Annotated in this window: 14 protein-coding genes; 9 read left to right on the top strand and 5 right to left on the bottom strand. The window is 64.0% G+C overall.

The genetic code is table 11. From position 1 onward, the window contains the following. Nucleotides 1-133 precede the first annotated feature (133 nt). The gene (locus tag ACE3UG_RS04675; RefSeq protein ID WP_374620303.1) at nucleotides 134-541 is read right to left on the bottom strand and encodes a DoxX family protein; all 408 of its coding nucleotides are present in this window, start codon (nucleotides 539-541) and stop codon (nucleotides 134-136) included. A 366-nt stretch (nucleotides 542-907) separates the two neighbouring features. On the opposite strand from ACE3UG_RS04675, the gene ACE3UG_RS04670 reads away from it, so the two are divergent. From ACE3UG_RS04670 to ACE3UG_RS04660, 3 genes are all read left to right on the top strand, one after another. After that, entirely contained in the window at nucleotides 908-1,495 is a 588-nt protein-coding gene (locus tag ACE3UG_RS04670) for a hypothetical protein (RefSeq protein ID WP_374620301.1), read from the top strand. A 125-nt stretch (nucleotides 1,496-1,620) separates the two neighbouring features. Beyond that, on the top strand, nucleotides 1,621-2,022 hold the full coding sequence (locus ACE3UG_RS04665) for a PaaI family thioesterase (protein ID WP_374620298.1): 402 nt from the start codon (nucleotides 1,621-1,623) through the stop codon (nucleotides 2,020-2,022). Nucleotides 2,023-2,077: 55 nt separating this feature from the next. After that, entirely contained in the window at nucleotides 2,078-2,926 is an 849-nt protein-coding gene (locus tag ACE3UG_RS04660; protein ID WP_374620296.1) for a patatin-like phospholipase family protein, read from the top strand. A 51-nt stretch (nucleotides 2,927-2,977) separates the two neighbouring features. On the opposite strand, the gene ACE3UG_RS04655 is transcribed toward ACE3UG_RS04660, so the two are convergent. Beyond that, a complete protein-coding gene (locus tag ACE3UG_RS04655) occupies nucleotides 2,978-3,988 on the bottom strand; it encodes a D-2-hydroxyacid dehydrogenase family protein (RefSeq protein WP_374620294.1) in 1,011 nt (336 codons plus the stop codon). 585 nt (nucleotides 3,989-4,573) lie between these two features. On the opposite strand from ACE3UG_RS04655, the gene ACE3UG_RS04650 reads away from it, so the two are divergent. The 3 genes from ACE3UG_RS04650 to ACE3UG_RS04640 all read left to right on the top strand — a co-directional run bounded on the left by ACE3UG_RS04650 (nucleotide 4,574) and on the right by ACE3UG_RS04640 (nucleotide 7,352). Then, a complete protein-coding gene (locus ACE3UG_RS04650) occupies nucleotides 4,574-6,460 on the top strand; it encodes a phosphoenolpyruvate carboxykinase (GTP) (RefSeq protein ID WP_374620292.1) in 1,887 nt (628 codons plus the stop codon). A 256-nt stretch (nucleotides 6,461-6,716) separates the two neighbouring features. Then, entirely contained in the window at nucleotides 6,717-6,917 is a 201-nt protein-coding gene (locus tag ACE3UG_RS04645) for a DNA-binding protein (protein WP_374620290.1), read from the top strand. Between the two features lie 15 nt (nucleotides 6,918-6,932). Next, complete coding sequence (locus ACE3UG_RS04640) at nucleotides 6,933-7,352, top strand: type II toxin-antitoxin system VapC family toxin (RefSeq protein WP_374620288.1); 420 nt, start codon at nucleotides 6,933-6,935, stop codon at nucleotides 7,350-7,352. A gap of 31 nt (nucleotides 7,353-7,383) precedes the next feature. On the opposite strand, the gene ACE3UG_RS04635 is transcribed toward ACE3UG_RS04640, so the two are convergent. Both ACE3UG_RS04635 and ACE3UG_RS04630 read right to left on the bottom strand, forming a co-directional pair. Next, nucleotides 7,384-8,016, bottom strand: a complete 633-nt coding sequence (locus tag ACE3UG_RS04635; RefSeq protein WP_374620286.1) for a response regulator — start codon at nucleotides 8,014-8,016, stop codon at nucleotides 7,384-7,386. Beyond that, nucleotides 8,013-9,398 carry a cache domain-containing protein gene (locus tag ACE3UG_RS04630; protein ID WP_374620284.1) on the bottom strand — a complete coding sequence of 462 codons (1,386 nt, stop codon included), beginning with the start codon at nucleotides 9,396-9,398 and terminating at the stop codon, nucleotides 8,013-8,015. Before ACE3UG_RS04630 ends, ACE3UG_RS04635 begins: the two co-directional genes overlap by 4 nt. Before the next feature lie 364 nt (nucleotides 9,399-9,762). Here ACE3UG_RS04630 and ACE3UG_RS04625 point away from each other — a divergent pair, with 364 nt between their 5' ends. Further along, the gene (locus ACE3UG_RS04625) at nucleotides 9,763-11,829 is read left to right on the top strand and encodes a carbon starvation CstA family protein (protein WP_374620282.1); all 2,067 of its coding nucleotides are present in this window, start codon (nucleotides 9,763-9,765) and stop codon (nucleotides 11,827-11,829) included. Nucleotides 11,830-11,846: 17 nt separating this feature from the next. Further along, a complete protein-coding gene (locus ACE3UG_RS04620) occupies nucleotides 11,847-12,044 on the top strand; it encodes a YbdD/YjiX family protein (protein ID WP_374620279.1) in 198 nt (65 codons plus the stop codon). 126 nt (nucleotides 12,045-12,170) lie between these two features. Here ACE3UG_RS04620 and hemN read toward each other — a convergent pair whose 3' ends face one another. Then, entirely contained in the window at nucleotides 12,171-13,724 is a 1,554-nt protein-coding gene (gene hemN, locus ACE3UG_RS04615; RefSeq protein WP_374620276.1) for an oxygen-independent coproporphyrinogen III oxidase, read from the bottom strand. 487 nt (nucleotides 13,725-14,211) lie between these two features. Between hemN and ACE3UG_RS04610 the strand changes: the two genes are divergently transcribed. After that, nucleotides 14,212-15,180: a LysR family transcriptional regulator gene (locus ACE3UG_RS04610; protein WP_374620274.1), complete on the top strand. Its 969-nt coding sequence runs from the start codon at nucleotides 14,212-14,214 to the stop codon at nucleotides 15,178-15,180. Nucleotides 15,181-15,232: the final 52 nt, after the last annotated feature.

Genomic DNA, 15,232 nt, shown 5'->3' with positions numbered 1-15,232 from the left:
TACCAGCGCCCGCGCCTGCAATAGTCCGAAACGACTCGGCCCGCCTTTGCCGACGTGCGACAGGGCGGGCCGTCAGGCCAATCGGTGCGACCGTGCGTGCGACGTTCGGTAACCGATAGGTCTCGTCTTTCGATCAGTCCCAGGCGCCGCGCCCGCCTGAGACGCTGTAACGGCCGGCCCCGAAGAGCATCACGCAAAGGCCCGTGAACAGATAGAAGCCTTGCAGCTCCAGCGCCCAGCCGCCGGTCTTTGCGAGGTCGCCGAGTTGGCCGAGGTGGACCAGCGAGAAGGCGATGAGCATGTTGGCGACCACGAGCAGGCCACCCAGGCGGGTGAGGACGCCGAGAATCAACAGGATCGGAGCAAGCACTTCGCCCAGATAGGCGCCGTAGGCGATAAAGCTCGGCAGGCCGTGCGCCGTGATCATGCCCTCGATAAAGCCGACGCCGTTGATGACTTTGTTCACGCCGTGAAACAACAGCAGGATACCGAGGGTGAGGCGCAAGATCAGTTTGCCGAGATCGTCTCTGGTGCTCTGCATGGTGAAGGCTCCTTCTTGACTCGCGTGTTCGCGTAAGGGGGCTGACAGGTCATGGCAGGCACGCGCCACGACAGGGCATACCGGCCAAATGGGCACCACTGTATCAAATCGTTACGACGCTGTCTGCGGATGTCTGAGCGATTTCATGGGCATCGCCCGAATCGGACCCGGCGCGCCGATTACAAGTGGTTACTTTTCGGACTGCATGGTTACACGCGGCATGTCGGCGCGGCGCTCCCCGGCGCCGTTAATCCGCATGAGGACACCGCCAGCCGATGGCAGTGCCGCCTTCTTCCTGAATACACACCGCCCCGGATCGTGTTCAGGTTTTCTTAGTGCACACCCAACGCCAATAAGGATTCCATCATGAACGTCCGTAAATCTCTGCTGCTCAGCGCCCTGGGCGTCGCCCTCGGCGGCATGTTCGCCGCGCAGGCCTTTGCGCAGAGCGCCCCGAGCGAGACGGTTCGCGACATCAATCAGCAGCAACGCATCGAAAACGGGTTGAAGCGCGGTCAACTGACGACACAGGAAGCCTCGCGTCTGGAGAAGGGCGAGGCGACGATCGACCGGATGCAGGCCCATGCCGATCGCACCCGTGACACGGCCGCCCAAAGGGCCCGCATCGCCCGTGCCCAGAACGAGGAAAGCGCGAACATCGAGCGGCTCAAGCACAACGGCCGGGTGGCAAATCCCGCGTCGGTGTCGTCCGAGCGCATGCAGGCTGACGTGCAACGCAACGTCGCGCAAGAGAAGCACATCGCTCAAGGACAAGCCGCCGGTACGTTGAACACCCGCCAGGTCGGCAGTCTCGAGCAGGGCCAAGCGCACGTCGACGCCGCCGAAGCGCACGCTGGCAAGCACGGCCACGTGAGCGCCGGCGAGCAGGCCGGTATCGAGCATCGCGAAAATCGTCAGCGCCAACGCATTCGCGAGGACAAGACTCAGGGATGAGCGGCCGGCGGTTGCCGTTCGCGCAAGTGACGCCGGCGCATGACCCAGACGCCACCCTTGACGGGGTGGCGTCGTTGTTTTGGGGCTATCATCGGCGTCACAACGAACTTCGGAGGATTGTCAGGATGGAGCTGGAGCAAGCGCAGAAAATGCTCGAGGCACTCGTCTCGCCGTGGGTCCGGCAATTGAATCTGCAGATCGAGGCGACCGGGCCGGAGCAAAGCGAATTGCGATTGCCGTTCGACGCCGCGTTCAAGCACGGTGGTGGCGTGATCTGCGGGCAGGTATTCATGGCCGTCGCCGACACGGCGATGGTGGTGGCCCTCTCGGCCGCGCTCGGCGGCTTCCAGCCGATGACGACCGTCACGCTCAATACGCAGTTCATGCGTCCGGTGACCGACGGCGATTTGCGTGTGATCGCCCGGATTCTGCGTCGCGGCAAGAACCTGGTGTTCGGCGAGATCGAGATTCTCGACGCGTCGGGCAAGATGGCCGTGCACGCGACGACGACGTACGCGCTGCTTTGAGAACACCGCCGCGACGCGTTCAGCGTCGCGAGCACGATATCGCCGAGGGGGCCAAGTGTTCGATCAGATCGTATTCGCCGGGGGCGGTAACCGATGCTGGTGGCAAGCGGGATTCTGGGAGCGCGTGTCGCGCGACGTCCCGCTGCGCCCGCGTGTCATTGCCGGGATATCGGCCGGTGCAGCCACGGCGTGCATGTTGCAGATGCGCGCGTCGGACTGGGTGATGGATTACTACCGTCAGGCGCTCGCGAACAATCGCAAGAACGCCTACTGGGGGAACCTGCTGCGCCGCGAGCGGGTGTTTCCGCATTACCGCATCTACCGGCAGGCGCTGCTCGATATCTATGACGGCCAGTTGGACAAGCTCGCCGACGGGCCGGAGATCCGCGTCGGCGTGTCGCACATTCCGCGCTGGCTCGGACCGCGCACCGCGACGGCGGCCGGACTGGTGGCCTACAACATCGACAAGCACGTGCGTCGCACGCTGCATCCGACGCTTGCCCGGCAGCTCGGCTTCACGCCCGAATTCGTACGTGCGCAGGATTGCCGGACGACGGCGGATCTGGCCGATCTGATGTTGCAATCGTCATGCACGCCGCCGTTCACGCCGATTCTGCGGCGCGGCGGACGCGCCGTGCTCGACGGCGGCATGGTCGACAACGTACCCGTCGACGCGCTCGACCCCACGCCGGGCCAAGTGCTGGTGCTGGTGACACGGCGTTATCCACGTCCGCAAATCTTCACCCAGCATCACGGCGCACAGGACCGCCTGTACGTGCAGCCGTCCGTGCCCGTGCCGATTTCGAGTTGGGATTACACGCGCCCCGACATGATGGCGCCCGCATTCGCGCTGGGCTGCCAGGACGGCGAGACCTTCCTGAGACATCTGGATACGATCAGGTAGCTACGATGAATGACACGTCACCCTGCCGCCATGGCGGCAGGGCGGCAGATGCTAGCGTCCGAAGCCGAGCAACGCGGCCGGGTTCGCGACGTGCGTGCGATCGCCGTTCAGGAAGTCGACGATGTTCTGGAAGGCCACGCGGAAATACAGCTCGTAGCTTTCGCGCTCGACGTAGCCAATGTGCGGCGTGCACACGCAATTCTCGAGTCTGAGCAGGGGGTTGCCCTGCAGAATCGGCTCACTCTCGAAAACGTCGATGGCCGCCATCCCCGGGCGGGCGCGGTTGAGTGCCGTGATCAGTGCGTTCTCCTCCACCAATTCGGCGCGACTCGTATTCACGAACAGCGCGGTCGGCTTCATCTGCAGCAGATCCTCGAGTTTGACGAGATGACGGGTCTCGTCGTTCAGACGCAGGTGCAACGACAGCACGTCGCTTTGCGTGAACAGTTCTTCCTTGCTGTTCGCCACACGCAGTCCATCGGCGGCGGCGGCTTCACGCGAACCCTCGCGGCCCCACACCATCACTTCCATGCCGAACGCGCGGCCGTAACCCGCGATGAGGCGGCCGATCTTGCCGTAGCCCCAGAGGCCGAGCGTCTGGCCGCGCAGCACCTGCCCCAGACCGAAGTTTGGCGGCATGCTCGACGATTTCAGGCCCGATTGTTGCCACGCGCCGTGTTTGAGACTGGAGACGTATTGAGGAATCCGGCGCTGGGCAGCCATGATCAGTGCCCAAGTGAGTTCGGCCGGCGCGGTGGGCGAGCCGATGCCTTCGAGTACCGCGACGCCGCGAGCGGTACACGCATCGATGTCGATGTGATGGCCCGCCCGTCCGGTCTGGCTGATGATGCGCAAACGCGGCAGCTTGTCGATGAGCTGCGCGGTGATGGCGGTGCGCTCGCGAATCAGCACGAGCACTTCCGCCTCGCCGACGCGGGCGGCCAGTTGCCCGACGCCTTTGACCGTGTTGTTGAAGACCTTGACGTCGTGACCGGCTAGCAGGGAGAAGCAGTCGAGCTTGCGAACGGCGTCCTGGTAGTCGTCGAGAATGGCAATTTTCATGGCAAAACGTAATCGGATCGGCGCGGGACGCGGACATCCTGCGCGGACGGAACAATGGTCGGGGGCCGCCGCGACGGCGGGCGTACTGGTCGTTGACACGGACGGCGATTGTCGGGACCCAGCCCTCGCCGGCCTTGTTGCGACGCAGCACCGGCGCGATTTGCGCGGTGGTATGCTGACGCCTCGTTTTGCATAGTATGGCAGGTGTCCTGGCAACCATGGCGAAACCGCCTCAACACGATGGCAAAAAATCGAACCCACCCCGCAAAAGCAAGTCGGACCCGGTGAGCGAGACGCTTGTAGCGCACGTATCGGTGCGCGTGTTGCCCTCTGCCTTCCTTCGTGTGTCGCGATGTGCGTCGCGAGACGTACGATACGCGCCCCACTTCACGCGGCCTGGGCCGGCGAGCGCGCCGATTGACTGCGCACGCGGCAATCGCCGGGGCAATCGTGCCCGTCCGGTATCCCCAACCGTAAGGGCCGCCCTGCGATCGACGGCGTCCGCGCGACGCACCTTAGGCATCAGCGTTGGTCGCACGCCCGGTGCTCGCCCCCATTTCTCGACTCTGCATGGAGACAACCCCCATGACGCAAGCCAGTGTGAGCGCGTCCGCGCTCAACGCCTCCTCCTCGTCCAACGTCGCTACACGTGATCTGCCTGTCTGGGTGCGTCACCGCAAACTGATCGACTGGGTGTCGCACATCGCTGCGATCACGCAACCCCAGCGGGTTGTCTGGTGCGACGGCTCGCAGGAGGAGTACGACCGTTTGTGCGAACAGATGGTGGCCGCCGGCACGATGAAGCGGCTCAACCCGGCCAAGCGCCCCAACTCGTTTCTCGCGCTGTCGGACCCCTCGGACGTCGCCCGCGTGGAAGATCGCACATTCATTTGCAGCGAAAGGCGCGAAGATGCCGGTCCGACCAATCACTGGGTCGATCCGCATGAAATGCGCACGACGCTCGACGGCCTGTTCGAGGGCTGCATGCGGGGGCGCACGATGTACGTCGTGCCGTTCTCGATGGGGCCGCTGGGGTCGCCGATCGCCCACATCGGCGTGGAATTGTCCGACACGCCCTACGTGGCCGTGAACATGCGCATCATGACGCGCATGGGCCGCGCCGTGTACGACGTGCTCGGCACCGACGGCGAGTTCGTGCCGTGCGTGCACTCGGTGGGCAAACCGCTGGCCGCCGGCGAGCAGGACGTGGCTTGGCCGTGCAACAGCACGAAGTACATCGTTCACTTCCCGGAGACCCGCGAGATCTGGAGCTATGGCTCGGGCTACGGCGGCAACGCGCTGCTGGGCAAGAAGTGCTTCGCGCTTCGCATCGCCTCGAAGATGGGCCGCGACGAAGGCTGGCTGGCCGAGCACATGCTGATTCTGGGCGTGACCTCGCCCGAGGGCAGGAAATATCACGTGGCGGCGGCGTTCCCGTCGGCCTGCGGCAAGACCAACTTCGCCATGCTGATCGCGCCGAAGGGTTTTGAAGGCTGGAAGGTCGAGACCATCGGCGACGACATTGCATGGATCAAGCCGGGCAAGGACGGCCGACTGTATGCAATCAACCCGGAAGCCGGTTTCTTCGGCGTGGCGCCGGGCACCAGCGAGAAGACCAATCCGAATGCGCTGGCGACCCTTGGCGAGAATGTCATTTTCACCAACGTGGCACTGACGGACGACGGAGACGTGTGGTGGGAGGGGCTGACCGACACGCCGCCCGCGCATCTGATCGACTGGCAGGGCAAGGACTGGACGCCGGCCAGTGCTAAGGAGACGGGGCGGAAGGCCGCGCATCCGAACTCGCGTTTCACGGCGCCGGCTTCGCAATGTCCGTCGATCGACGCCGATTGGGAGAACCCGGCCGGTGTGGCGATCGATGCGTTCATCTTCGGTGGCCGCCGCTCGACGACCGTGCCGCTGGTGACGGAGGCGCGCGACTGGACCGAGGGCGTGTACATGGCCGCGACGATGGGCTCGGAGACGACCGCGGCCGCGGCGGGCCAGCAGGGCGTGGTGCGCCGCGATCCGTTCGCCATGCTGCCGTTCTGTGGCTACAACATGAGCGACTACTTCCAGCACTGGCTCGACACCGGCGCGCATCTCGACAAGACCGGCGCAACGTTGCCGAAGATCTACTGCGTGAACTGGTTCCGCAAGGGCGCCGACGGCAAATTCGTATGGCCGGGCTTCGGCGAGAACATGCGCGTGCTGGCGTGGATGCTCGGCCGTATCGATGGCACGGCACAGGGTGTGGAGAACGCGTTCGGCATCACGCCGCGTTACGAGGATCTGAACTGGAACGGACTCTCGTTCACGCAAGCCCAGTTCGAGGACGTGACGTCGATGGACCCGGCGGCATGGCACGAGGAGCTCAAGCTGCACACCGAGCTGTTCGACACGCTCAAGCATCGCCTGCCGCAGGCGTTGCTCGATACGAAGGCTGACATCGAGCGTCGGCTGAAGTCGTGATTTGTCCGATGTTGGCACGACGGCGCGCCGAACGTCGTTGATGACCGGCACGGCCGGTCACGCCATTGCGTTGCGTACCACGATCCCGCCGAGGGCGACTTCGGCGGGATTTTTCGTTGGCTTGTGATACTTCCGAAAGGCTTGACGGTGGGGGATTCGACCGGTTTTCGAAAGGGGTGCGGTGATAGCATTTCTCCTGTTGTTCGTTTCGGACAACGACTTTTCGTTATTGGAACAGGAGAGGGCGCTTATGCACATGATGTTGATCGAAGGTATCGATGAACCGCTCATGCGATCGATCCGATCGCGCGCAGCGATGTACGGGAGAACGCCGGAGGAGGAGGTGCTGACGATTCTGGACAACGTGGCGCGCGTACCGGGGTTTCGAACGTTCGGAGAAGCACTGCTGGCCATGCCGAACGTCGGACTGGACAGCGACTTCGAGCGCATCAACTAAACCGGCGATATTCTGATGTACTTGCTCGATACAAATGTCATTAGCGAATGTCGGAAATGTGGCGGCGGCGATGTGGGGGTTCAGCGCTTCATTCGTCTAACCGACCGCAACAAGTCGCCGCGCTTTCTCTCCGTCGTCACGTTGGGAGAGTTGCAACGTGGTGTTGGCGTGCTTCGACATAGGAATGATGCGCGACAGGCTGCGCTCATCCAGACGTGGCTCGAAAAGTTGAAGTGCGATTACGCCCGAGAAATCCTACCGGTGGACCAGACGATCTGTAATGTTTGGGCGCGCTTGCGCGTACCCAATTCAGAGCACGCCATCGACAAACTGATCGCCGCCACGGCGCTGGTGCATCGACTTGTGGTCGTCACGCGTAACGTCAGGGACTTTTCCAATACGGGCGTGGAGGTATACAACCCGTTTCTGCATTGATTCCGTGCACATGAGTTGCGACACGGTCGACTTACAGACGATTCTCCACCGCGAACTTGATCAGCTCGGCCTGCCCTTCGATGCCGAGCTTGCGCTTGATGTTGAGCCGGTGCGTCTCCACGGTGCGGACCGACAGATCCATTTCTGTGGCGATTTGCTTGTTCGCCAGGCCATGGGCAATGCGCGAGAGGATTTCGCGCTCACGAGGCGTGAGCGAATCGATGGGCGTGTGCGCAGTCGACGCCTGCACCACGCGCGCGGCAATGGCGGCGCTGTAATAGGCTTCGCCGCGTGCCACGCGCTCGATGGCGGTCACGATCTCATGGGCGGGCGCGTCCTTGAGCACGTAACCGCGTGCCCCGGCGCGGACTGCTTGACGCACATATTCGGCGTTGTCATGCATCGAGAGTATCAGCACCGCGATGTGCGGAAACTGCTCGCGAAACTGCGCCGTCAGTTCGATGCCATTCGTGCCGCGCATGCTGATGTCCATCAGCGCGAGATCCGGCGACGATGTCTTCGCCCGCGCGAGCGCTTCCTGAGCATTGCCCGCCTCTCCAACGACCTGGAGGTTGGGCGCGGCGTCGAATCGCGCGCGCAGTCCGTCGCGCACAAGCGGGTGATCGTCGATCAACAGCAGTCGGATAGGGTGAGCTTGCGTCATTTGCGTGATGTCGCACGAAGCGCCGATTTCGCGGCGGCGGGCGCGAGGGGCACCCACGCGCTGATGGTGGTAAGGCCGGGCCACGACTGAATGCTCAGTGAGCCGCCAACGGCGTCGAGCCGCTCTCGCATATTGCGCAAACCAATGCCGTGGTTGGGATCGTGATGCACGTCGGTCACATCGAATCCGCGTCCATCGTCGGCAATCGACAATTGAATGCCGTCGGGCTGGAAGCGCAGCAGGATCGACACGCGCGTCGCCTGCGCGTGCCGCTCGATGTTGGTCAGCGCCTCTTGCGCGATGCGGTAGAGCATCGTGTTGAGGTTGTCGTCGAGCACAGGCGCCTCGCCATCGACAGTCATCTCCACCGGCAGATTCGCATGCGAGCCGAATTCTCGCGCGAGCTGATCGATGGCGGCGGCCAGCCCGAGATCGTCGAGCATGGCCGGGCGCAAGGCTTGCGAAATGCGCCGCACTTCACCGAGCGTGCCGTTCAAGCGCTCGATCGCCACGCCCAGCGTGCTGCTGGCGGCTGCAGGTGCGCCTGGCAGACGCATCGACGCGGACTCGAGCAGCAACTTGACCGAGACGAGTAGCTGGCTGATGCCATCGTGCAACTCGCGCGAAATGCGGGAGCGCTCGAGTTCCTGCGATTCGACGACCTGACGCGCTAACTGGCGCAGTTTCGCGTCGGCGGTCTTGAGTTCGGTGATGTTCACGACAAGCCCGCAAAGGCCCACGATGACCAGACACGAGGACGCGATGAGCGTGATCCAGATCAGCGTGCGGCCAATGTTCGCCTGCGCGCGTTCGTCCGATTGGCGGAGCGTAGCCTGCACGTCGTCGAGATAAATTCCCGTACCGATCATCCAGTTCCAACGCGGCAGGGCGACGACGTAGCCGAGCTTCGGCGCCATCTGGTGGAGCGACGGCTTCTCCCACGGGTACTGCACATAGCCGCCGCCGCCGCGCGCTGCCGCGATCAGGCGCTGGATCGTGGGCGCACCCGACGCGTCCTTGAGCGACCAGAGGTTGTGGCCGACAATTTCGGGTTGACGTGGGTGCATCAGGCTGCGCCCTTCGAGATCGTAGACGAAGAAATATCCGTCCTGGCCGAACTCCATGCGGGCGAGGATGGCGAGCGCTTCCTCGCGAGCGGCGGGCGTGTCGGGGCCGTTATACAGCGGCTCGATGGCCTTGCGCGCAAGGCTCACGTAATGCAGCAGCTCGGCCCGCTTGTTGGCCAGCGACGCGGTTTGCACGGCTTCGTGCTGCGCGCGCGAAAGCTCGTTGCCTTGGTGGCGTACGGCCAGCGCGATGGCAACCATTGCCAACGCTGCCGGCAGCAGCGCCAGGACGAAAAATTTCTGTCGGAGATTCATGGCATTCGGAAACCCTTCAATGCCGCGTCTCGCCGGACTTCGCTACGTAGTAGCACGTAGAGGACCTGCGTAGTTCCGCGCTTGTGGCGCGACGGGCAAACGCCAATACTACACGCCGAATCGTGGCCGGGGCTGCCGAATGTCTCGCAAGCATCTCGGGCGCGTTGCGCAGGGTCGCATGTCCGCATGTCGACGCTTCGCGCAACGGTGCCGGCCCTCGTTGTGCGCAGACCCCCGAAAGAGGGGTGCGCGCGGCGCGCCACGGCTCAGGGTGCCGTCATCGCGACGACCCAAGAGGCGGGACAGTGTTGCAACGACACCGTCCCGGGTTGCTGCCCGAAGGAGGCAGTTCCGAGGAGAGACAATGAATCGTATCTGGCAACAACTGCCCTGGGCAGCGGTAGCCGTCGTCGGCGCGTGCGCGCTCGGCACGGTGGCACTATCGCGCGGCGAAACCGTCAGCGCACTCTGGATCGTGATCGCAGCCGTCTGCGTGTACCTGATCGCTTATCGCTTCTACAGCAAGTTCATCGCGACACGCGTCGCGCAACTCGACAGCACGCGCATGACGCCGGCCTGGCGCCATAACGACGGGTTGGACTACGTGCCGACCAATCGCTACGTGCTGTTCGGTCATCACTTCGCAGCAATTGCCGGCGCGGGTCCGCTCGTCGGCCCGGTGCTCGCCGCGCAGATGGGCTATCTGCCCGGCATGTTGTGGATTCTCGCCGGCGTGGTGTTCGCCGGCGCGGTGCAGGACTTCATGGTGCTGTTCATCTCCACGCGCCGTGACGGCCGCTCGCTGGGCGATCTCGTGAAGTCCGAACTCGGCATGATTCCGGGCGTGATCGCGCTGTTCGGCGCGTTCCTGATCATGATCATCATTCTCGCCGTGCTGGCGCTGATCGTGGTCAAGGCGCTCGCGGGCTCGCCGTGGGGCACCTTCACGGTCGGGCTGACGATTCCGATCGCGCTCTTCATGGGCATCTACACGCGCTACATCCGTCCGGGCCGCATCGGCGAAGTGTCGGTCATCGGCTTCGTGATGCTGATGGCCGCGATCTATTTCGGCCAGAGCGTGCATGACAGCGCCGCGCTTGCGCCGCTGTTCACGTTCGACGGCAAGGCACTGACGTGGATGCTGATCGGCTACGGCTTCATCGCATCGGTGTTGCCGGTGTGGCTGTTGCTTGCGCCGCGCGACTATCTGTCGACGTTCCTGAAGATCGGCACGATTCTGGCACTGGCGATCGGCATTCTGGTCGTGGCCCCCGAGTTGAAGATGCCGGCGCTCACGCAATTCGTCGACGGCAGCGGCCCGGTCTGGTCGGGCAAGTTGTTCCCGTTCCTCTTCATCACGATCGCGTGCGGCGCCGTGTCGGGCTTCCATGCGCTGATCTCGTCGGGCACCACGCCCAAGTTGCTCGATAACGAAGTCAATGCGCGCTTCATCGGTTACGGCGGCATGTTGATGGAATCGTTCGTGGCCATCATGGCGCTGGTCGCGGCATCGGTGATCGACCCGGGCGTGTACTTCGCGATGAATAGCCCGGCGGCCGTGATCGGTACGACGCCGGAAGCCGTGGCGCACGTCGTCTCGGGTTGGGGGTTCACCATCACGCCGGACGTGCTGATCTCGACCGCGCACGCGGTTGGCGAGAACTCGATCATCTCGCGTGCCGGTGGCGCCCCGACGCTCGCCGTCGGCATGGCCCACATCCTGCATCAGGTGGCGGGCGGCGAAGCGATGATGGCGTTCTGGTACCACTTCGCGATTCTGTTCGAGGCGCTGTTCATCCTGACGGCCGTCGACGCAGGCACGCGTGCCGGGCGCTTCATGCTGCAGGATCTGCTCGGCACGTTCGTGCCGTCGCTCAAACGCACGGACTCGTTGCCCGCCAACCTGACGGCCACGGCGTTGTGCGTGGCGGCGTGGGGCTACTTCCTCTATCAGGGGGTGGTCGATCCGCTGGGCGGCATCAATACGCTGTGGCCGTTGTTCGGCATCTCCAATCAGATGCTTGCCGCCATCGCGCTGATTCTCGCGACGTGTGTGCTCTTCAAGCTCAAGCGTGAGCGTTTCGCCTGGGTCACGATTCTGCCGACCTTGTGGCTGCTCGCCTGCACGCTGACGGCCGGTTGGCAGAAGATGTTCGATCCGGATCCGAAGGTCGGCTTCCTTGCGCACGCGGCGAAGTATCAAACGGCGCTCGCCGACGGCAAGCTGCTCGCACCGGCCAAGTCGGTGGTGCAAATGCAGCAGATCGTGTTCAACGATTACGTCGATGCGACGCTCGCCGGTGTGTTCATGTTCGTGGTGGTGGCCGTCGCGGCCTTCGGTCTGCGCACCATCCTCGTGGCCCGTCGGGCCAACAAGCCGACGGCCCGGGAAACACCGTTCGAGTCGATGCCTGCAGGCCGTCAGGTCTAACGCCGGGAGACGACGCCATGCTCGACGAAGTCGGTAAGGTCGGCCGATATCTGGGACAGGCCATGCGTTTGATGGTCGGCCTGCCCGATTACGACACGTATGTGGCGCACATGCAGGCGACCCACCCGGATCAGCCGGTGATGAGCTTCGAGGCGTTCTTCCGGGAGCGGCAGGAGGCTCGCTACGGCGGCAAGAGCGGCGGACGATGCTGCTGACGCGTCGACACGATCGATACCCTCGATTGTCTCGATAACGTCGATAACGTCGATAACGTCGACAACGAGCGCGCCCGGTGGGACCTCCACCGGGCGTTCCACTTTATGGCGAACGCGTCGCTGCGCTCACATCACTTTTGCGCACTGTGAATTCGCTTCGCTGCGGCGATAGCGGTCGAAGACCTGCGCGACCACGCGCACCAACAGACGCCCCGCAGGCAAGATTCGCAGCCCTTGGGTGTCGATGGCCACGAGCGCGTCGGCCGCGAGATCGGCCAACTCGCCCAGTTCGCTCGCGAAATACGAGGCGAAGTCGATACCGTACGCCTGCTCGATCGTGGCGAAGTCCAGCGACATGCGACACATCAGGCGCGAGATGACGTCACGCCGGAGGTGGTCGTCTTCATCGAGCCGCACGCCACGGGAGATCGCAAGTCCTCCAGCATCGATCGCGTCGTAATACGACTGGAGCGTCTTGGCGTTCTGCGCGTAGCTATCCCCCACACGGCCGATGGCCGACATGCCCACACCGATCAGGTCGCAATCGGCCCGCGTGCTGTATCCCTGGAAGTTGCGATGCAGGGTACCGGCGGCCTGCGCCCGCGCCAGCTCGTCGTCGGGGCGCGCGAAGTGATCCATGCCGATGTACACGTAGCCCGCGTCACTGAGCCGGGCGATGATCGTCTGCAGCAACGCGAGCTTTTGCGGGCCGTCCGGCAGGGCGTCGGGCAGGCAGCGCTGCATCTTGAATTGCTGCGGCAGATGGGCGTAGCTGAAAACCGACAGGCGCTCCGGCGCCATCTCGATCACGGCGTCGAGCGTGTTTGAGAACGACGCCGGTGTCTGATGCGGCAAGCCGTAGATCAGATCGAAGTTGACCGAGCGGAAGCCGCAGCTTCGTGCCGCATCGAGCGCGGCCTCGACCAATGCGCGTGGTTGTACGCGATGAATGGCTTCCTGGACGCGGGGATCGAAATCCTGCACCCCGATGGAGAGACGATTGAAGCCGAGCGCACGCAAGGCGCGAATCGACGCGGGACCCGCACTGCGCGGGTCGATTTCAATGGCGTACTCGGCACTGTCGTCGTGCGTCATCACGAAGTGGCGGCCGATGGCGTCGACGAGCGAGGCGATCTGTTCCAACGAGAGGAACGTCGGCGTGCCACCGCCCCAATGCATCTGCGCAAGCGAGCGACCCGCACCGAGCAGCGAGGCCTGTCGCGCGATCTCCACATGCAGACGCTCCACATAGGCGTTCGCGTGAGCACGATTGTTCGTCACGATCTTGGTGCACGCGCAGTAGAAGCACACCGTGTCGCAAAACGGAACGTGCACGTAGAGCGAGAGCGGTTTGCCGGTGCGCTTGGACTGCGCCGCAGCGCGCACGTAGTCGCCAGCGCCGAAGTCGTCGCGAAATTGCAGTGCCGTCGGGTACGACGTGTAGCGCGGCCCATTCACGTCATAGCGGCCGAGCAGTTCCGCGTCGAAGTGAAGCGGAACCCTTGGGGCGGCAACGGGAGCGGCAACGGTTCGCTCCGCCGAGCGTGACGCGCATCGCGAATGCCCGTGGCCTTCGTCCAACGCGCGCTTTGCGCAGCCGGGGCATGGCGAGCCGGTGGGCGATTCGCTTGAGGCCGGGGCGTTGGCGCACGGCGTCGGCAAAACGGAGAGGGGATTCATGGGCGGGCCGGTAACAATAGGTGACGTTCGACTGTAGCGTCGCCACGAACGCGCCGCTCTGACTTGCGTCAAACACCCCGCCCGGCGTGGGGGGCATGGGAGGGCATGGGGGGCATTGCGGGCGAAGGGCGTCATGGCGAACGATGTTGCGTGGCGACCGGCATTCGATACGTATCCGGACGCCAACGCGCGCATGGAACGGGGCGGTGATGCGCAATCGTCGCTGTCGCGCCGGGCAAATTTTGGCTGCCTACGGTAAGCTAGCACCTGTTCACATCCTTTGCGTGAACCAGCCCTACGCCTTATTGAAGTCCCCGCCGTGTCGAGAGTCCTGGCGGCACGCGCGCGGCGCGCCCCGGAACGGTCTGGGGCGGCGGTCCACCCGGTGCCCGCAGGTAGGCGCAGCGCCGGTGAATTGCCGGTCGGCCGCCGATGCTCGTCTTAATCTCCTGCCAGCACGACGCGGCACCTCAAGATTGGAAACAACATGGACCGTCTGCAATCGATGCGCGTTTTCGTCAAAGTGGCCGACAACGGGAGCTTTGCCCGTACGGCCGCCCAGATGGATCTGTCGGCCGCTGTGGTCACGCGGCACGTCGCGGAACTCGAATCGCATCTTGGCGTTCGTCTGCTCAACCGCACCACCCGCAGCCTGTCGCTGACCGGCGCCGGACAGGTGTATCTCGAACGCTGCCGGCAGATCATCGACGAAGTCGACGAGGCCGATGCGCTCATCTCAAGCGCGTCGCGCGATCCGAAAGGCACCTTGAAGGTCGTCGCGCCGGTCTCGTTCGGTTTGCGCAATCTCGCGCCGCTCGTCAAGAAGTACCAGGAGACGCATCCGAAGGTGGTGGTCGACCTCACGCTGACCGACCGCGCCATCGATCTGGTGGAAGAGGGCTACGACTGCGGCATTCTGCTCACGCGCATGATCAACAGTGAAAGCCTGATTTCGCGAGTGCTCGCCGAGACGCGCGTGATGCTGTGTGCATCGCCGGCCTACATCGCCGAGCATGGCGAGCCTGTCACACCGCAGGAGCTGGGCGAGCATGGCGTGCTGGGCCTGCCGAACGACTTCTGGAGCGACGACCGCGTGTTTTCGGGGCCGGACGGCGAAGTGCGTGTGCGCGTTCAGAACAAGTTCATCTGCAATAACACGGCGCTGCTGCGCCAGTCGGTGCTGCTGGGGCACGGCATCGCGTTTCTGCCGTCGTATCTCGTGGGTCACGACGTGCGCGACGGCGATCTTGTCGCGCTGCTGCGCAACTTCTCGCAGACGCCGGTCGATGTCTCGCTCGTCTATCCCAGCCGCAAGTATCTGTCGGCCAAGACACGTGGCTTCATCGATCTGACCGTGGAATATTTCCGCCAGAACGAAGGCATTTCGGCCGCCGAGCGCTGGGTGCCGCCCAAAATTCCGTCGCCGAGCGCGCCGACCCCCGGTATTGCGATGTGACGTAGCTCGCGGCACGATCTGGCGCAAAGGCAAAACGGCACAAGGCAAAACG

It is taken from the genome of Pandoraea sp., from assembly GCF_041919235.1.
Taxonomy (GTDB): Bacteria; Pseudomonadota; Gammaproteobacteria; order Burkholderiales; family Burkholderiaceae; genus Pandoraea.
Note: the sequence above shows the minus strand (reverse complement) of the source record. Positions and strands in the feature narration are given on the sequence as shown.